This is a genomic window from Okeania sp. SIO2B9, assembly GCF_010672505.1.
Classification (GTDB): domain Bacteria; phylum Cyanobacteriota; class Cyanobacteriia; order Cyanobacteriales; family Microcoleaceae; genus Okeania; species Okeania hirsuta.
Map to the genome: position 1 here is coordinate 1 of NZ_JAAHGK010000022.1, position 18,738 is coordinate 18,738.

Genomic DNA, 18,738 nt, shown 5'->3' on the forward strand with positions numbered 1-18,738 from the left:
TTTCAGCTTCAACCTTAGCTGAACCTAACTTTAAACAGAATCAGGATTTGCCTCTTAACCAAGCTACTAACCAATTATCGACAAGTACGGTTCAAACAAAAGCAGATACTTCTGTTAATCCCAATAGTTTAGTAACTGCAACCCAGCCAAAAACTAATCTACCTCTGGTTAAAGGGATTATTCAAACTAAAGCAGAAGATTTTAACCTAACTTCAATCGTACCAAAGACTGATTCTGGAAAACGGCAAGTAGATACTCATTCAAATTCTCATCCTACAGTAACTGAAACTCAACTTCAAACCAGTAGAGCTTCCCTACCTGCTTCCCCTGAGACATCTGGTAATTTTCGGATTAGTCGCAAAGCAACTGTTTCAGAAGTTAATGCCAGTAATCTAGGAGCGAGGGTTGAAGCTGAACCTAACTTTAAACAGGAGCTGGATTTGCCTCTTCCCAAAGCTACTAACCAATTATCGGCAAGTACGGTTCAAAGGAAAGCAGATACTTCTGTTAATCCCAACAGTTTAGTAACTGCAACCCAGCCAAAAACTAATCTACCTCTGGTTAAAGGGATTATTCAAACTAAAGCAAATGAGGAGCTATCCACTGATAATTTTCGGATTAGTCGCAAAGCAACTGTTTCAGAAGTTAATGCCAGCAATCTAGGAGCTAGGGTTGAAGTTGAACCTAACTTTAAACAGAATCAGGATTTGCCTCTTACCCGAGCTACTAAATTATCGACAAGTACGGTTCAAAGGAAAGCGGATACTTCTGTTAATCCCAATAGTTTAGTAACTGGGACCCAGCCAAAAACTAATCTACCTCTAGTTAAAGGGATTATTCAAACTAAACCAGAAGATTTTAACCTAACTTCAATCGTACCAAAGACTGACCTTTCTCAATCTCGGCCTTTATCCTTACAGGGACAAAAATCAAACTTACCTTTACAACGATCGCCAGAACCATCGATCGCCAGTAACCCTAGTTCTGAGTTAAACATGGTTTGGCTCAAAAGCACCGATGCTTTACAAGCTAATGAGGGATTATCCACCAAAAATCCTTATAGTGAGAAAATTGCTCTACCTCTAGCAATAACTCCCATAAATACTCATGGTGTCCTCGCTCGTCAAACAACTAATACAGTAGATAATTCTACAGTTCAGTTGGCAATGGACGGAAATTCTACAACGCCAATGTCTGCTCCAGAAACAGCATCAGGGGCATCGGTAGATGTCGCCAAAGTTGCTGAACAAGTAAGTAGGATTCTGGGTCGTCAACTTGCAGTAGAAAGGGAACGTCGGGGGATTGGGAAATGGTAATAGGACAACAAAAATTAGCAAAATTGACAATTACTCCTTTAGAAAAGCAGGGGGAACAGTACAACAGGTTGCTGAAAAAGGCAATTTCAGTGCAATTTAATCCAGAAGCTTATTCTATCACTAAATCCGTCAACTGGGGACCACCGGAAAATTCCAGTGGACAAGGAACAAACACTCAAAGACAAGTTAATGCGCCCACTGTGGAATTTAAAGGCGGTGGCAGTCGTCAGCTCACTTTGGAATTATTTTTCGACGTGACTGAAGCAGTTAATGGGGAGGATGTGCGACAAGAAACTAATAAAATTGTAGCTCTAACTCGGATTGAGCGAGACGAAGCTCATCCGCGAGTTTGCGAAGTGGCCTGGGGTGAGGCTCCTGTAGGTTCTGATTTCCCCTTTATTGGCGTAATTACCAGTTTGACGCAAAATTTTACGCTTTTTAAAGGCAATGGAAAACCCCTGAGAGCAAATTTGAGCGTTAGTTTCTTAGAATTTCTAGCTCCGTTAGTAGACAAACGGCACACCGATCCTGAACTGACCACCCGTATTATCAAGCGTGGTGATACTTTAAGTAGTATAGCAGCCCAAGTTTACAGAAATCCTAAACTATGGCGGATTATTGCTGAAGCCAATCAGCTTGACGACCCACGCAACTTAGAAATGCAGATTGGTCGCACCTTAACTATTCCAAAACTGGGTTGATATCAAATCCGGTTGAATACTTGTTATATAGTTGGGATGGGGGGATAGGAAGATAGGGAGATAGGGAGATGGAAATATCTTTTATTTATCAATCTCCGGACTTCCCCTCCCAGGAGGGGTTAGCGGTGGGTTGATTCCTAACCAAGAAATAAGGTCTCAAGCCTCCCCTTGGCTGCGCCACGAGCTGTCGCTCTACAAGGGGATGAAAAAAAGTTGATTCAGTATTTCAAGCCTCGTACTTTAGTAGGAGGTACTGATAACTGATAACTGAAATGACTCCTTTGCGAAAAAAAACCGTACCGCATGCAAAGATATCAAATGGCTTCTATATAACCGGATTCTATATGAAGGAAATAATCTATGCCAGTTGCTAATCGCGAAAGCCCTCTTGTTCCTAATTTTGAGATTATTATCAACAGCTCACCTTTGCCTGTTGAAGCAAAATTGCACGTCCAACGCCTTACCGTTGACCATGATGTTAACTTACCTGGAATGTTTACACTGGAACTTACAGGTTCAGATAGCCAGGAAGAAGAAACTATCTGGATTGATGACGAAGAACTTTTTGCCATTGGCAATGTCGTTGAAGTTAAACTTGGCTATGGTAATGATTTAGAAACCCTAATTATTGGTGAAATTACAGGTATAGAACCAGAATTTGCCATCGATCGCCTACCTAGTTTAACTGTGCGGGGGTATAGCCGTCGTCATCGTCTCCAGCGAGGTCGCAAGACCAAAACCTTTGTCCAGCAAAAAGATAGTGAGATTGCTACCCAGATTGCTCAGGATGCCGGACTCACGGCTCAAGTTGAAGATAGCCAAGTGGTGCATGATTATATTTTACAAGGGTCGCAAACAGACATTGAGTTTTTGCAAGAGAGAGCAAAGCGGATTAACTATGAGGTAGTTGTTGAAGATAAAACTCTATTTTTCCGACCTGTAGGCAATGCTGAGAGCGAAATTTTAACTCTTAGCTTTGAGGATGATTTGATGGAATTTTATCCCCATCTGTCTTCTATGGGTCAAGTTAGTGAGTTAACAGTGCGAGGTTGGAATCCTAAAGAAAAGCAAGAAATTGTCGGAGAGGCAAGAGTAGGGGATGAGGTTTCAACTATGGGGGGACAAAATAGCGGTGCTGCTCTTGTTGAAGATGCTTTCGGTACAGCAGTTGCTACAGTCAGCGATCGCCCAGTGTTAACTCAAGCAGAAGCAGATCAATTTGCCAAAGCTCGCTTTAATAATCTCGCACTAGGATTAATTACTGGTGAAGGAGTTTGTTGGGGACGTACAGATTTACGCCCAGGCAAAGTAATCAAAATTGACGGGGTAGGGAAACGCTTTAGCGGTCAGTATTATGTTACTGCTACTGTGAATCGTTATCAAGCTCAATCTGGATATCGTACCCATTTTACAGTTCGGAGGAACGGAACATGAGGTTATTTGACCTATTGATGGATAATGAAGAAAGAGAAGCGATCGCCTCTCGTATTTATGGTGTTGTGGTTGGTGTAGTTACCAATAATGAAGACCCAGAAGGACTAGGGAGAGTCAAAGTAAAATTTCCCTGGTTGAGTGATGAAGATGAAAGCGACTGGGCGCGAATAGCTGCACCAATGGCAGGAAATGAAAGAGGGATTTATTTTTTGCCAGAAGTAGATGACGAAGTTTTAGTAGTTTTTGAACATGGGGATGTGCGTTTTCCTTATATTATCGGGTTTTTATGGAATGGTCAAGAACCTCCACCGACAACTAATGAAGATGGCCAAAATAACATCCGGCTCATCAAATCTCGTAGCGGTCATGTAATCCGTCTCAATGATGAGGAGGGTAAAGAAACTATTGAAATTGTTGATAAAACTGAAAAAAATAGCATTGTTTTTGATACTGCTAGCAATACGATTGCTATTAGCTCCGATGGAGACATAACTTTATCAGCAACACAAGGCAATATTAAGCTAGAAGCACAGAATATTGAAATTAAATCTACAGCAGACACCAAAATTGAATCTGACGCCGGAATGAATCTTGAAGCCAGCAGCACCATGAATCTTAAAGGTCAAACTATTAATCTCAATTAGTTATCTCTAGAAAATATGGAGTAGGGAGTAGGGAGTAGGGAACCCACCCCTAACCCCTCCCAGGAGGGGAATAATTGAGAATTTATGTAGGATAATTGATTTTAATTTTTATTTTTGGAGATGTCTATGGGACAACCAGCAGCAAAACAAGGCGACCAAATTATTGCAGTTGATACTCACATTGTCATGGTACCGTCGGCAGGACCACCAGTACCGACACCCTTACCTCATCCTTTTTCTGGTATGATCAACGACAACCTCAGCAGTGATGTCAATATTATGGGAATGCCAGCAGCAACTGTAGATAGCACTGCTGACAATACTCCATCTCATATTCCGACACCTCCGGGCACTAGCTTTCAAAATCCCCCGGCGAATAAAGGCACGGTCAAAATTGGTAGCCAAACTGTAAAGATCAACGGTAAATCAGCAGCCAGGAATGGAGATATTGCTGAAACTTGTAACGATCCGGTAGATGCACCAGTGGGTCAAGTGGTAGCAGTCAGTACAGTTTTTATTGGATGAAAGGAAGGGAATAATGTCTAAACCATTTTTAGGTGTAGGTGTAGGATTTCCAGTCAGTTTAGATACTGAGGGAGATTTCCAACTTGCTAAATATGAGGAGAGTGTACGCCAGTCAATCTTAATTATCCTTGGTACTGCCAAAGGTGAGCGAGTTATGCGCCCTGACTTTGGTTGTAGCATTTACGACTTAGTTTTTGAGCCTAACTCACCGTCCACTGCTGGCAAAGTATCCCAAGCTGTTCAGGAAGCGTTGCTGTTATTTGAACCTCGTATTGATGTCTTAGATGTGCGAGTCCAATCTCCATCAAATCAAGAGAGGGAGAAGATGCTGGTTACTATAGATTATCAAGTACGGGCAACTAATAACGTTTTTAACTTAGTTTATCCGTTTTATCTAGAAGGAGGTGGAAGTTAATGGGGAAACTAGCGCCCAAAATAGATGGACGCACCGCAGAGGATATTGCTGCTCAGGTGCAGGAACTTCTGGAACAATATACAGGAGAAAATAAACCAATTCAAGGAACTAGGGCAGCATTAGTTAATATATTTGCTCGTTTTTCCGAGATTATTATTGAAAGGCTAAATCAAGTTCCAGATAAAAATTTCTTAGCATTTTTGGATTTATTAGGAGCTTCTCGCTTACCACCCCAACCAGCACGAGTACCTCTGACATTTTTATTAGCTGCTGGAACGACGGTTGATGCAGTAGTACCAAAAAGGACGCAAGTTGCTGCACCCCCAGCAGAAGGCGAAAAAGACCCCGTAATTTTTGAAACGGAACGGGAATTAGTGGTAAGTGCAGCAAAATTAGAGTCTATTTTTGTGCGCGATCCACAACAAGACCTGTATACTGAGTCCAGTTCAATTCTTACTACTCCTGAATTACTGGGCGTTCCTATTTTTCGGGGAAATCAAGCTATTGAACACATTTTATATATTGGACATAGCAAACTTTTGGGATTTCCTAAAATTGAAAGTCTCAAGTTCAAGATTAATTTATCAAAAGCTCTTGGTGAAGGAGGGGAGATAAAATGGCAAATTTTGCAGGAAACTGAAGATGAAGCTAATTGGGAGGAAATTACACCGAGGAATGATGGGACTCAAGGTTTCACTCAAAGTGGAGAAAATCGCGAAATTGAATTTACCAATATTAATGCTGTTCCCTTAACTACAGTTAATTCAGTTACTAATCGTTGGCTACGTTGCCGTTTATTAACTCCTATTAGTCTTGCCGATGAATCTGCAACTGATATGGTATCTGCTAGTGAACTGCCAGAAATTGAGGATATTAAACTTGAGGCCAGAATTAGTTCTATTGACTTATTAATTGAAACTGCATTTACCAATCAATTACCAGTAGATGTAACTAAAGATTTCTTTCCTTTTGGTGAAAAACCAAAGTTTGGAGATACCTTTTATTTAGCAAATAATCAAGCTTTTTCTCAACAAAATGCTGACATTACTATTCAGATAAATTTAACTAATCCAGCATCAGAAGATAATGAAGAAGAATTTGTTAAACCCACAAAAGCCTCTAAAAATCTCAAACTAAAATGGGAATTTTGGAATGGTAAACAGTGGAAAGAATTAACAACTGCTGAAGAAGAAGCTGGATTTGAAGATACCACCCGGGCTTTTACTCAAAAAGGTCATGTAAAGTTTAACTTATTTGAAAAACCTTATCCAACAACTGTTAACGGAATCAAAGATTTTTGGATTCGTGTGAGAATTATTTCTGGTAACTATGGTAGAGAAGTTCGCTACCAGAACATTGCCACATCTGCGACAGAGCCATCACTAGCACGAGAATCTATTCGAGAGTCATCACTAGCACGAGAATCACAAGGATATCGATTTATTGAGGCAACTTTTGCTCCACCTTTGATTGACTCAATTACGGTTAACTATACATTAACAAAACAAGAAAAACCAGAAATTATTTTGACCTATAATGACACAGTTTATTCAGATAACCTAATTCAACGTATTGATAACCAGAATCAAGTTTTTCCCAAACCTTTAATTCCTTTTCAGAAAACAGAAACTGATAAACCAGCTTGCTATTTTGGCTTTACTTTACCCCCTGGCCGAACAGATTTTCCCAATCGTACTATTAGCTTATTTAACAGTATGGCTGATGTGAAATATGGAGAAAAATTAGTGCCACTTTCCCCTACTAAAAGTCGAATAATTGGAGCAGCTAATTCAACAGTTACTCATAAGTTTTGGCTAACTAATAATACCTCTGAATCAGTGCAATTTGAATTGACTATTTTGGGAATGAATTGGGATACTAATGTGGAGGATTCATTAGAAGTAGAAGCTGATTCGGTACAGGAGGTAGAAGTAAGCGTAGAAATTCCAGATGAAGCTGAATTAGATAGTAGCGATCGCGGTTTTTTAGAAGTTAGGCAAGTTAATAATTCATCAATTATTTATAATGCAAGATTTGAGACTTTTGTAGGTCAAGAATTGCCGAAAAATGAGCAACTAAAACTATCTTGGCAATACTGGAATGGCAAAAAATGGGGAAACCTGATAGTAAGAGATGAAACAGAAAATTTTACCCGTCCGGGTTTAATTGAATTTCTCCCACCATCAGATTTTGCATTAAGAAAAGACTTTAATTTATCTCCCCGTTATTGGCTGAGAGTTCAATGGTTAAGTGGTGAATACGAAGTTGAACCTAGACTAAAACGAGTCTTACTTAACACCACAATGGCAGTCCAAACATTGACTATTCAAAAAGAAATTCTTGGCTCTAGTGATGGGAATGAAAATCAAAAGTTTCAAACAACTAAGCAACCAATTTTAGCAGGTCAACAACTCGAAGTTCGGGAACGAGAAATACCTTCTATTCAAGAACAGCAAAAAATTGTTTTTGAAGAAGGAGAAGATGCTATTACTTCTATCACTGACGCAACCGGAAGACCTAAAGAAATCTGGGTACGTTGGCATCAAGTCAAAGATTTTTATCAGTCAGAAGCACGCGATCGCCATTATGTACTTGACAACCTTACCGGAAAAATTACTTTCGGCGATGGGCGTAATGGATTAATTCCTCCCCCTGGTAGAGGCAATATCCGTATGAATCGCTATCAAACAGGCGGTGGAAAAGCCGGAAACAAAGCCGTTGGGTCGATTGTCCAACTCAAAACCACAGTCCCCTATGTGGACAAAGTAATTAACCATCAAGCAGCAGCAGGAGGTGCAGAGGCAGAAACCCTCAACTCCCTCATCGAACGCGCACCGAGGGAAATTCGTCATCGTCAGCGTGCTGTCACCCTAGAAGATTACGAAGACTTGGCCAAACTGGCTTCACCAGAAGTTATTAGAGCCAAGTGCATACCACTTACAAATTTAAAAGTCAACCCCCTAGATACCAGAGAATTATTGGGAGCAGTCAGCGTTATTATTGTACCCCGCTCAACTGAAGCTAAACCCTTGCCCAGTTTAGAGTTAATTAACCGTGTCCAAGACTACCTGGAAACTCATGCTTCACCAACAGTTAATATCTCGGTGGTAGGTCCTCTCTATGTCCGTGTCAGTATTACTGTAGAAATTGCTTTAATTTCTTTAGAAGGAGGCGGCCAGGTAGCACAAGCAGTGGAACAAAAATTAGCTAGTTTTCTGCATCCTCTAACTGGTGGTTTTGAGGGGATGGGTTGGGATTTTGGTCGCGAACCCTACAAATCTGATTTTTACCGACTTCTGGAGGGGATAGCTGGAGTCGATCATATTCGTAATTTGGAGGTGGATGAAATGGAAGAACTAACAGGTGCTAAACAGACAGGTCGCTTTTTAGTTTATTCCGGCAACCATGAGATTAGTTTAACATTTGTTGAATCTTGAGGAGGAATTAATTGTTATGCCAATAGAATTATCTAATCTTGATGACCGGACTTATGATGATTTAGTGCAAGAAGCGCTGAGTATGATTCCCACCTATGCACCAGAATGGACTAATCATAATCCTTCCGATCCAGGGATTACTCTAATTGAGCTGTTTGCCTATTTAACAGAAATGCTGCTTTATCGGCAAAATCGAGTTACAGATGATAATATGCGGATGTTTTTGAAATTGCTCAACGGACCTAGTTGGGAGCAGACTAGAGATTTACAAGAAGAAGTAGGATTGGCAGTTTTAGGAGTACGCCAGCGGTATCGTGCCGTCACCTGCCAGGATTTTGAAGAATTAGCAAAAGAAGCAGATTCTAGAATAGCTCGAACTCATTGCGTACCAAAGCGCAATTTGGAATTAGACCCCCTGAATCAGTATGGAGAAAGTCCCGGACATATTAGCATGATTATTGTTCCTGGTATAGCGATCGCTCCTCAGATTTTCTTCTTTGATGGAACTTATACAGACTACATCCTAACAACACAAGTCAATAATGAAACACCCTTAGAACTCAATAGCGCTCCCGAGCATTTTCTCTATTTGGGATTAACAACAACATTTCGCTCTGTTGAGTTCCGGTTTGGAACACCAGGCACAAATTACCAACTCAAAATTGAGTATTTTAATGGCTCGGAATGGGTAGAGATGACCTTTGAACTTCACTCTCTAACAGACCAAACATCCAATTGGAATGAAAATGGTTTAATTCAGTTTAATGTTCCTGATAACTGGGAACAAATTGATATAAATGGTACAACACGATATTGGTTAAGAGTTTCAACTGAGACCAACCCTAGTCAAGTTGCACAAGTATTACGAATTCAGATTCAACATAACTTGAAACAGGTTGTCAAAGACTATCTTGAACCCAGGCGTTTATTGACTACTGCTGTTCATGTTGTTGAAGCACGCTATGTCAAAATTCGCGTTCAGTTAACTGTGTTTCTGAACCAGGATGTAGCAGAAGCAGAGGTTCAATCAAAAGCCTTCAAAACTCTAGAAGATTTTTTCGATCCGTTAAGAGGAGGAACCGAAGGAAAAGGATGGCCTTTTGGTCGTAATGTTTATATCTCAGAAATTTATGAACTACTTGATGGCGTATCTGGAGTCGATTATGTCAAAAAAACTCAGGAGGTAGAAACACAACAGGAACTTGATGAAGTTCAGTTAATTGATGAATTGGTAAGTGGTGAACCTGAACGTCTCATCCGCAATGTTAACGAAGAACTCATTGGGATACAAATTAAGTCCCATGAACTGGTTGAAGCAGAGATTGATTTAATCACAGAATCACCGATAAAATCAGAGTAATACCAATTTCATAAAATATTGCTACAGTCATGGCACAGGGAATAGGGAATAGGGAATAGGGAATAGGGAAAGAAAAACAGAATAAAAAAAGAGAAAAAAAGGTTAAATTGTTAGAATTTATGGAATTTATATTTTTTTCTTGTAGGAAGAAATCATCAACTAAGATGTAACTACCTTTTTTGAATTTGGTATAAAATTCATTCCCATCTTGAAAAATAAGGAGACAGCTAATGTCATCTAAAGCCAGGCGATCGCCAAGTAAACTTCTAGATTATCTGCCCCTCATCCATCACACCGAGCCTTTTCTCGGTCAATTCTTGCTAGCATTTGAAAAGGTATTATTGGGTATTAAGGATGATATTAAATTTCCGCCTCTGAGCCAAGATATCAAGTTTCAACCTCAAGGTTTAGAAACAACTATTGCGGATATTGCCACACTTTTCGATCCCCAAGAGACACCCAAAGAGTTTTTGTCGTGGCTAGCTAGTTGGACAGCTTTAAGCCTACGGGCAGATCTAGCACCAGGGGTACAGCGTGACTTTGTAGCCAGCATCGTGCAACGCTATCGCTTTCGAGGAACTAAAGAAAACCTGATACAACTGCTGAAAATTTTTACTAAAGGCGAACCCATTATTAAAGAACCTGTTGTTTCAGCATTTCAGGTAGGCGTATCTTCAACTGTTGGTCAAAATACCTACGTTGGTGGTGGCCCAGCTCACTTCTTCGAGATTACCATAGCTCTACCACGAGCTTCTCCCAAAGAACAAGCAAGACAAGAGGCAATAGCTCGTGCCATTATTGAATTAGAAAAGCCTGCTCATACCTATTACAAACTTAATATTGAGTTTCCCAGTATGCGAATTGGTAAATATTCAACCGTAGGGATTAATACACTACTGGGAATTGTTTCTGAGACCTAGTGCAAAAAGGCAGAAGGCAGGATAGCTTTAGTTATCTAGGATAGCTTTAGTTATCTAGGATAGCAGAAGGCAGAAGGGAAGAAAGGTTATTGTACAAGCTTTTGAACCTTTTTTAACTGGTTAGTTATTTCCGCCATCCTGCACTAGCAACTGATTTTTTATTGGAGATAAAAATTATGACTGAAATTAAACGTTTGAACTATTTTACATCCCAATTTTTAGTAGAAAACGATTTTCGGGACGAACAAGCTTACCATCGCCGAATGCGCCATCTGCATAATCGCTCCCTGCATACTTGGGGTGTGGTAACAGGACTAGAAATTAATAAATCTGGAGATAAACAAGTCTCAGTTAATAATGGGATGGCTATTGATAGCGAAGGTAAGGAAATTGTTGTTCTAGAAGAGCAACCTGCTGATATAAAAACGGTAAGCTTATCTGAATTTGCAGCAGGAAGTACAGTTTATATTACACTTGCTGTTCAAGACTTCGAGGATGAGGCAGACAGCTACACATTGGGGAGTGAAATCAAATATACTCGTACTACTGAGCGTCCTCAACTTGAAACAAGCAGTACACAGCCTGCTGATGATGGTGCAGTGGTTCTCCTAGCTGAGGTTCAATTGGATGATAGTGGTAATGTTGATGTTGATACTATTGATAATTCCGTCCGCAGGTTAGCTAGTGTTCATATTCCACCGGGAGCAGAATTCTCAGGACCTTTGAATATTCAAGATGCTTTGAGTGTTGGTGGTAATGTTGACATTGGTGGCAACCTGACAGTTTCTGGAGATTTTGCAGTAACTGGAAATGTGAATACTCCCCTGAATGTTACTAACAATGTTAGCATTGGTGGAAACTTAACTGTTTCGGGCAATCTTGAAATAACTGGAGATGTGATTGCTCGTGATACAGAACATATTGAAGGTAATGTTTCCTTGGGTAATGATGATAACGATGAAGTTAGCATTAATGGGGTGTTGCGTTCCACCCACTCCTCTGGAATATTACAAATAGATGATGCTTTAAACGTTACAGGTCCGCTGACTGTAAGTGGAGGAAATTGGAATTTAACAACTACAGAAGGCGACTTGAAAATTGGCAACAATACCCATCGCTTAAAGATTGGAGTTGCTACAAGTGGAAATGGTGCTGGCGATGTTCGTATTTGTGCTCAAGGCGGAACCCACCGACTAATGCTTGGTAGCAATACGGCTGACGTGCTAACTGTTCAGAATGGCAATGTTGGTATCGGTACATTAAATCCTAGCGCCATATTAGAGGTGGCAGGTGCTTTAAAATTAGCAAAGACTGGAACTTTGCTCTTCCATAGTACCAATGAATCTGGTCCGCCTACAGGTGATGGTTTCCGACTCAGGTACGATGCCGATTTCTTTGAAAGTCCTCTAGATGCTTTAGTGATCGAAAAAACTGATGGTAATGGCCGTAACCCTGATGGAGGTATTGCTTTTGTTAATACAGGTAACGATGGAATTGAAGAAACTGCACTTGTTATTAGAGGATCTGGCAATGTTGGTATCGGTACAAAGAACCCAAGTGCTAAATTAGTTGTTACCGGAGGTGAAACTACTTTACAGCAAGAAAGCTGGCAAACTCCAACACTCCAAAATGGCTGGGTTAATTACGGTAGTGGTTACAACAGTGCTGGCTACTTTAAAGATAGCCTAGGTATAGTTCACCTTAAAGGTCTAGTCAGAAATGGCACAGCCAACACAATTTTTACATTGCCAGTAGGATATAGACCTGCTGCTCGAGAACTTCATAGTGTTGCAACTTATAATAATACTATTGGTAGGGTTGATATTTTTTCTAATGGAAGAGTACAAAGAATTAGTGGAAGTAGCGCTTGGGTTTCTTTAGATGGAATTACTTTTAGAGCAGGTTCATCGACTCGTGGCGATGGTATTATCAGAGATGTCATAGTTGGCGATACTATAAGAGATGTCATAGTTGGCGATACTATAAGAGATGTCATACAGTAGCTTAATATCATGTCCGGTTGAATAGTTTAAATAACGAGGGAGTAAACCCACCCCTCGCCCCTCCCCCGACCGTGGAGGGGAACAGGAGGAGCAAGTTTTTTGATCACTAATTATCCGGACAGTTGTGAGATCCGATTGCCTGCCTAACTCAGTTATAGCCTCAAGTTGTCTCATAAATCATTCCTGATTGCTATATGAAAGATAAAATAGAAAAACGCATTGCTAGTCTAAAAGCTGAATTTGAATCTGGAAAAAAAACGCTGTCTGATTTGGAGACCAAACAGACCAACCTCAGAGAGACTTTATTTCGGATAAGTGGTGCAATACAGATATTAGAAGAATTGCTAGCTGAATCTCAAACACCAGAAGAAAACGACGCTCAAAATCTTGAGGAAGATGCCACAAGTCCCCTAACTAATTGATTAAGGTGAACCTTATGGGTAATCAACGAACAACTCAAATCAAAACAACAGAAGCAAACAATCAGAGAAAGGCTTCAGTGGCTACTCAACCACCGTTGTCGATTAATAGCCCAGTTCACCCTATTCTGCAACTCCAACAACAACTGGGCAATCAGGCAGTTAATCGTCTGATTCAAACAAAAATGACAGTTGGCCAGCCTGGGGACACTTATGAACAAGAAGCTGATCAGGTCGCAGCTACTGTAATGCGTACCCCAGCACCACAAGTGCAGCGTCAAACGGAAGAGGAGGAGGTTCAAACTAAACCCATTACTCCCTTGGTTCAACGTCAAATGGAAGAAGAGGAGGAAGTTCAAACCAAGGCCATTACTCCCTTGGCTCAACGTCAAATGGAAGAAGAGGAGGAGGTTCAAACTAAACCCATTACTCCCTTGGTTCAACGTCAAATGGAAGAAGAGGAGGAAGTTCAAACCAAGGCCATTACTCCCTTGGCTCAACGTCAAATGGAAGAAGAGGAGGAGGTTCAAACCAAGGCCATTACTCCCTTGGCTCAACGTCAAATGGAAGAAGAGGAGGAGGTTCAAACTAAACCCATTACTCCCTTGGTTCAACGTCAAATGGAAGAAGAGGAGGAGGTTCAAGCCAAGCCCATTACTCCCCTGGTTCAACGTCAAATGGAAGAAGAAGAGGAGGTTCAGGCCAAGCCCATTACTCCTTTAGTTCAACGTCAAATGGAAGAGGAAGAGGAGGTTCAGGCCAAGCCCATTACTCCTTTAGTTCAACGTCAAATGGAAGAAGAGGAAGAAAACGAAAAAGTCCAAATGCTCCAACGACAAACTGACGAAGAGGAGGAAAAGGTTCAAACCAAAGCTGCCCCTGGTCAAACCCCTAACGTATCTGCCAATCTAGAAGCTCGCATCCAGTCCGCTAGAGGGAGTGGTCAACCCCTGTCAGACTCAACCCGTGCCTTTATGGAACCGCGCTTTGGCTATGACTTCAGCAACGTGCGGGTGCATACAGACGACCGAGCGGCCAGTGCCGCCCGCGATCTCAACGCCCAAGCATTTACCGTCGGTCAGGATATCTTCTTTGGCAGCGGTCGCTACGCCCCTGAGTCCACCGTAGGAAAGCGGTTGTTTGCCCATGAATTAGTCCACACTCTCCAGCAACAACCTAAGTCGCCTTCTGCCTTTGTTGCAGAGCCATCTGACCCTGAGCAAGCACCAACTGCGCTAGAACCTTCCTTGCCACCCCTAAGTTCTGAGGAGGCAGGTGGTAATAAGTCTCTAGACACTAAAACTGAGCCTGAACCCAAAACAGATGGGGGTAAAAATGATGTTGCTTCTCAAGAGAGTGTAGAAACAAAAGTTGAGGACACCGAACCATCTCTCAAATCAACGGCAGAGGAATCGGAATCAGACGTTGCACTTGAGTTAGAAAAACCTTCTGCCATTGGAGAGGAAGAGGTTGCAGAGGTTAGCTCTCTTTCTCTCGAAGGAGCATCCGACCAGGCACTGAGCAAGTTTATGGAGTCCAGTCCATCCGAAATCGCAGCAACCCAACCCAACCTCGGTACTCAGCTTGACAGCAACCTGAAACAGGAGCAGCAAGCTGAGGTTGAAAATGCTCCTACCTTAGTTGCTAAGACAAGCGGCACAGTGGAGGAAGGGGTGAAAGCTCCTGAACAGATTTCGGCAGGGGGGGCAGAAATCAGTGATGGAGTAACTCAGACAGATCCGGGTGAATTGAAAGCCAGTCCTCCAGAAAATTTAGGGACACTCCCTAACAATAAAGAAAAGGAAAAACTGGTAGATCGACAAGATGACAATTCTTTCCTAGGCTGGTTTCGCAACAATATCAAGGGTTTTCTCACCAGTATCTCTACTGATGCAGGAGTAAACACCAATGCTGGAGAGCGCGAAAATGTGGAACTTAAGGGCGAAGCAGATCCCCAACGTATGGCTAATCAGCAGAGTGATGCGGAATCTCAGCTCAAAGCCCAGCGGGACATGACGGCAAATACCTTTAAGCAGCACCCAGGACAACAGAATATTCAACCGAAGGAGGTGAATGAAGAGAAAACAGCTCAACTGAGTTCAGAAGCTTTTGTCTCTATTGAAACACCTGCTGATACTGGGGCAATGGATTATGTCAATGCGCCTTTGCCACCGGATGTCCGTAACCATGCAGATAAGTTGTTGAAACCTACCCTAGATGCTAACCTGGCAGAGGCAAAAACCCAGACTCAGGATGCCGTCAAAACGCGGGATAGGGATAAGGCGGCGAAAATTAATCAGGCTAAGTTAGACGCTGTCGCCGTTAATCAGAAAGCCGACAAGGATCAACGAGATATTGTCGTAGCTAATCGCCAGGAAGTTGCTAGGCAGCAGCAAGAAGGCATTGAGGATTCCTACGATCAGGTCAATGAATTTATAACTGAAGCCGATCAGGAACAGATTGCCAACCGCAAGGAAATTGGCGATCAGGTGGAGAAGTCAGAAGGAGAAGCTGATAAGGAACTGGAAAAAGGTGAGGAGAAGGCAGAAAAAGAGAAAGAAGCGAGTGAGAAAAAAGCAGCGGATAAGAAGAAGGAACTAGAAAAGTCTCAGGAAAAGGATAGTTGGTGGGACCGAGCTGTCAGTGCGGTTAAAAGTGCGGTTAAGGCGATTACGAGTGCAATTGATACTATCTTTACAGCCCTGCGTGATGCGGTCAAAACCATTATCGAGAAAGCTAAGAATGCAGCGGTCGCCCTGATCAACAAGGCTCGTAACTGGGTGATTGATAAGCTGAATAAATTCCGAGATTGGGCTAAAAATCAGGTTAATAAGTACCTCAAAGACCGTTTTCCAAATCTGGCCAAGCGGATTAATGACGGCATTGATAGCGTAGTCGATACGGCGATCGAGGGAGTAAATGTGGTGGCAGATGCAGCTATTGCTGGAGTGGAAGCTGTTGCTGATGGTTTAGCGGCGGCTCTCGATAAGGTGCTGCAAGTCTTCCAAACAGCATTGAAGGCAGCAGTACAAATTGCTGGTGCAGTAATTACTGGTGACTTTGCCGAAGCCCTACGAGTTGCAGTTCAGGCTGCCTGCGATATTGCTGGCATCGACTCCAAACCCATCTTTGACTTTATCGATCGTGCCGCTGGTCAAGTCATGGCCATCCTGAAAGATCCTAAGACATTCTTCAATAATGTAATGGAGGCGATCGGGGGCGGGGTTAGTAATTTTGCCAAGAATATTCAACAACATCTGATTAAAGGATTAATTGGCTGGCTCACAGGGGCACTGTCAGAAGTGAATCTGTCCCTACCGGAAACTTTTGATGCCAAAGGAATTCTATCTCTGGTGATGCAGATTTTGGGATTAACCTATGAAAATATCAAGGCCAAGGTGATCAAGAAATTCCCGCCCGCTGCCCAGGTAATTGATGGAGTAGAAAAGGGAATAGAAATTGTTCAGAAACTGGTCAATGAAGGGCCAGTAGCTTTATGGGAAGAGGTCAAGCAGAGTTTCTCCAATCTCAAAGAAACTGTGATATCTGGGATTCAGGATTTTGTGATTAAGACGGTGGTGAAAGAAGGTATTGCCTGGTTGTTGGGTTTGTTGACTCCTGCGGGAGCGATCGCCAAGTTGCTGAAACTGATATTTGATTTTGTCATGTTCCTGGTAGAACGTTTCCAGCAAATTAAAGATTTTGTTATGTCGGTTTACAACTCCATTACAGCCATTGCCTCTGGTAATCTTTCCCAGGCAAAACAAGCCGTTGAAGATGCCTTGAGTCGGAGCTTGCCTGTTGTGATTAGTTTGCTGGCATCCCTTGCTGGTTTAGGTGGTATTGGTAAGACGGTGAAAAATATTATCGGTAAAGTTGCGAAACCTGTCAATAAGATTGTTGATAAGTTGATTGACAGGATGGTCAAATTTGCGAAGAAGTTGCTTAAGAAAGGGAAAGCAGTTGCCAAGAAAGTAAAGGAAAAACTATTTCAATGGTGGAAAATTGACAAGAAATTTAAGGATAAATCCGGGAATGAGCACAGATTATTCTTCAAAGGTAAAGGCTCAACATCAATGCTAATGGTTGCCAGCGATGTTCAACATTTTGAAAACTTTATAAAAAGTGTTGAAGTGACAAGTGAAGAAGCAAAGGCAGCAAAAACTCAAGCTATAGCAATAGCTAAACAGATAGACAATAGGAAGAGAGATTCAGTAAAAGGTGCTAATGATGCAGAAACCAAAAAGAATGAAGAAAAGAAAGCTCAAGATTTAGAAACATTAGTTGTTCAATTAAGTGGTCATGCTAAGTTGTTGTTTGGCCTCAGTGATACAGAATTACCCGAGTCTAAGTTGAAATTTAGTTCCTTCACTAAAGAAGGTGCTGAACTAGGCGATGTTATGACAGCAGAAGTCTTAACTAAGAAAGGTAAATCAGGATCAGTACCTACTTCAGAAAAACATACTATCTTCGATAGATTGCTAAAACGGAGAGATGGAGGCAGGAGCTATTATATAAGAGGTCATCTGCTGAATCACCATATTCATGGACCAGGGAAATGGAACAATTTAACTCCCTTATCTAAGGCTGGAAATAAAGCACACTTGAGAGAAGCTGAGAATACTGTTAAAGCGGCTGTTCAGTCGGGCGCAATTGTTAAGTACACTGTCAAAGCTGTTTATGGCCGTTCAGTCTCTGTTCCCACAGATGAAGAATTGAAAAGTAAAGGTATTGATGACTCAAAATGGCAAGATTTAAAATCTATAAGAGCTGCTGAAAGCTATGTTCCTCAAAGTCTCACTTTAAGTGCATGGCTTTTAGAAAAGCAGGAAAGTGGAACCTATAAGGATAAGCAACCAATAGTGTCACAGAAGTCTGTCATTAATCCAGTAGATACTAATCTTGGAAACTACGAGGTTGGAGAAGGTAAGAAAAAGAAAGAGAAAGTTATACTTACTGTCGATAATATAGATAAAATAGCTGAGAATACAGGTGTCAGCAACACAGATATAAGAAGTATTCAAGATTTGGCAATAAGTGTGCAAAATCTGCACAAATATAATCAAATAGTGGAAAAAATTGAAGCATCAGATATCTCAGATGCTAGAAAGAGAAAACTGAAGGGGATTGTTAATCAACTTCAAGCAGCAAATAATGTAGTGTTGAGGTAGTTTTTGCAATATGGAAGATTACATATACGGTATAGAATTCGGTATTGAAGATGCTAGAGATGAGAATCCAGAGATTATTAGTAGTTTAAACTCTAGTTATGGCAATGCTACTATTTCATCAGTTTTATCTAAAGCCTCTGATGAATTAAGATTAGATGAAAATTTAATAGCTCTGTATCGAAATTATAATGGCTTAAGAATTGATTGGAGCAGTGATGATTTTGGCCTGATTGGAGGTAGAATAAATTTTTTAAATTTGGAGGATGTAATCAAAAGTTGGGAGTCAGGGGGCTGAGGCTGTCGGGCGGGCAGGTCCAGCGGGTGTGCATGGCCCGGATGTTGGTCCGCGAAACGCAGCTCTACGTCGTCGACGATGTCTCGAGCGGCCTCGAC

14 protein-coding genes are annotated in these 18,738 nt (G+C 41.5%); all 14 read left to right on the top strand.

Features of this window, described 5'->3' with window-relative positions:
• Window positions 1-1,316, top strand: a 1,316-nt coding sequence (locus F6K13_RS01930) for a hypothetical protein (RefSeq protein ID WP_287286727.1), incomplete at its 5' end; no start/stop codon positions are given.
• Complete coding sequence (locus tag F6K13_RS01935) at window positions 1,310-2,017, top strand: LysM peptidoglycan-binding domain-containing protein (RefSeq protein WP_124154262.1); 708 nt, start codon at window positions 1,310-1,312, stop codon at window positions 2,015-2,017. The genes F6K13_RS01930 and F6K13_RS01935, both read left to right, overlap by 7 nt.
• A gap of 360 nt (window positions 2,018-2,377) precedes the next feature.
• Window positions 2,378-3,451 (top strand): phage late control D family protein, encoded by a 1,074-nt coding sequence (locus F6K13_RS01940; RefSeq protein WP_124154261.1) that lies wholly within the window; start codon window positions 2,378-2,380, stop codon window positions 3,449-3,451.
• Window positions 3,448-4,095 carry a phage baseplate assembly protein V gene (locus F6K13_RS01945; RefSeq protein WP_124154260.1) on the top strand — a complete coding sequence of 216 codons (648 nt, stop codon included), beginning with the start codon at window positions 3,448-3,450 and terminating at the stop codon, window positions 4,093-4,095. Before F6K13_RS01940 ends, F6K13_RS01945 begins: the two co-directional genes overlap by 4 nt.
• Before the next feature lie 126 nt (window positions 4,096-4,221).
• On the top strand, window positions 4,222-4,620 hold the full coding sequence (locus F6K13_RS01950) for a PAAR domain-containing protein (RefSeq protein WP_124154259.1): 399 nt from the start codon (window positions 4,222-4,224) through the stop codon (window positions 4,618-4,620).
• Window positions 4,621-4,633: 13 nt separating this feature from the next.
• Window positions 4,634-5,035 carry a GPW/gp25 family protein gene (locus tag F6K13_RS01955; protein WP_124154258.1) on the top strand — a complete coding sequence of 134 codons (402 nt, stop codon included), beginning with the start codon at window positions 4,634-4,636 and terminating at the stop codon, window positions 5,033-5,035.
• The gene (locus F6K13_RS01960) at window positions 5,035-8,472 is read left to right on the top strand and encodes a putative baseplate assembly protein (protein ID WP_287286729.1); all 3,438 of its coding nucleotides are present in this window, start codon (window positions 5,035-5,037) and stop codon (window positions 8,470-8,472) included. The genes F6K13_RS01955 and F6K13_RS01960 overlap by 1 nt, the downstream gene beginning before the upstream one ends.
• Window positions 8,473-8,488: 16 nt before the next feature.
• Window positions 8,489-9,832, top strand: a complete 1,344-nt coding sequence (locus tag F6K13_RS01965; protein WP_192901267.1) for a hypothetical protein — start codon at window positions 8,489-8,491, stop codon at window positions 9,830-9,832.
• A 230-nt stretch (window positions 9,833-10,062) separates the two neighbouring features.
• Window positions 10,063-10,752 carry a phage tail protein gene (locus F6K13_RS01970; protein WP_124145272.1) on the top strand — a complete coding sequence of 230 codons (690 nt, stop codon included), beginning with the start codon at window positions 10,063-10,065 and terminating at the stop codon, window positions 10,750-10,752.
• A gap of 176 nt (window positions 10,753-10,928) precedes the next feature.
• Window positions 10,929-12,755: a hypothetical protein gene (locus tag F6K13_RS01975; protein ID WP_124145271.1), complete on the top strand. Its 1,827-nt coding sequence runs from the start codon at window positions 10,929-10,931 to the stop codon at window positions 12,753-12,755.
• A gap of 194 nt (window positions 12,756-12,949) precedes the next feature.
• Window positions 12,950-13,177, top strand: a complete 228-nt coding sequence (locus tag F6K13_RS01980) for a hypothetical protein (RefSeq protein WP_124145270.1) — start codon at window positions 12,950-12,952, stop codon at window positions 13,175-13,177.
• Window positions 13,178-13,191: 14 nt separating this feature from the next.
• Window positions 13,192-18,345 carry a DUF4157 domain-containing protein gene (locus F6K13_RS01985; RefSeq protein WP_287286730.1) on the top strand — a complete coding sequence of 1,718 codons (5,154 nt, stop codon included), beginning with the start codon at window positions 13,192-13,194 and terminating at the stop codon, window positions 18,343-18,345.
• Between the two features lie 10 nt (window positions 18,346-18,355).
• Window positions 18,356-18,640, top strand: coding sequence for a hypothetical protein (locus F6K13_RS01990; RefSeq protein WP_287286732.1), 285 nt, complete (start codon window positions 18,356-18,358; stop codon window positions 18,638-18,640).
• On the top strand, window positions 18,622-18,738 hold a 117-nt coding region (locus tag F6K13_RS34845; protein WP_353735628.1), incomplete at its 3' end, for an ATP-binding cassette domain-containing protein. The genes F6K13_RS01990 and F6K13_RS34845, both read left to right, overlap by 19 nt.

What these genes read in the sequence shown, in the direction of transcription:
- F6K13_RS01960 (WP_287286729.1), top strand. Translation starts at nt 5,035, where the DNA reads ATGGGGAAACTAGCGCCCAAAATAGATGGACGCACCGCAGAGGATATT.
- F6K13_RS01965 (WP_192901267.1), top strand. Translation starts at nt 8,489, where the DNA reads ATGCCAATAGAATTATCTAATCTTGATGACCGGACTTATGATGATTTA.
- F6K13_RS01980 (WP_124145270.1), top strand. Translation starts at nt 12,950, where the DNA reads ATGAAAGATAAAATAGAAAAACGCATTGCTAGTCTAAAAGCTGAATTT.
- F6K13_RS01990 (WP_287286732.1), top strand. Translation starts at nt 18,356, where the DNA reads ATGGAAGATTACATATACGGTATAGAATTCGGTATTGAAGATGCTAGA.
- F6K13_RS01940 (WP_124154261.1), top strand. Translation starts at nt 2,378, where the DNA reads ATGCCAGTTGCTAATCGCGAAAGCCCTCTTGTTCCTAATTTTGAGATT.
- F6K13_RS01975 (WP_124145271.1), top strand. Translation starts at nt 10,929, where the DNA reads ATGACTGAAATTAAACGTTTGAACTATTTTACATCCCAATTTTTAGTA.
- F6K13_RS01985 (WP_287286730.1), top strand. Translation starts at nt 13,192, where the DNA reads ATGGGTAATCAACGAACAACTCAAATCAAAACAACAGAAGCAAACAAT.
- F6K13_RS01935 (WP_124154262.1), top strand. Translation starts at nt 1,310, where the DNA reads ATGGTAATAGGACAACAAAAATTAGCAAAATTGACAATTACTCCTTTA.
- F6K13_RS01950 (WP_124154259.1), top strand. Translation starts at nt 4,222, where the DNA reads ATGGGACAACCAGCAGCAAAACAAGGCGACCAAATTATTGCAGTTGAT.
- F6K13_RS01945 (WP_124154260.1), top strand. Translation starts at nt 3,448, where the DNA reads ATGAGGTTATTTGACCTATTGATGGATAATGAAGAAAGAGAAGCGATC.
- F6K13_RS01970 (WP_124145272.1), top strand. Translation starts at nt 10,063, where the DNA reads ATGTCATCTAAAGCCAGGCGATCGCCAAGTAAACTTCTAGATTATCTG.
- F6K13_RS01955 (WP_124154258.1), top strand. Translation starts at nt 4,634, where the DNA reads ATGTCTAAACCATTTTTAGGTGTAGGTGTAGGATTTCCAGTCAGTTTA.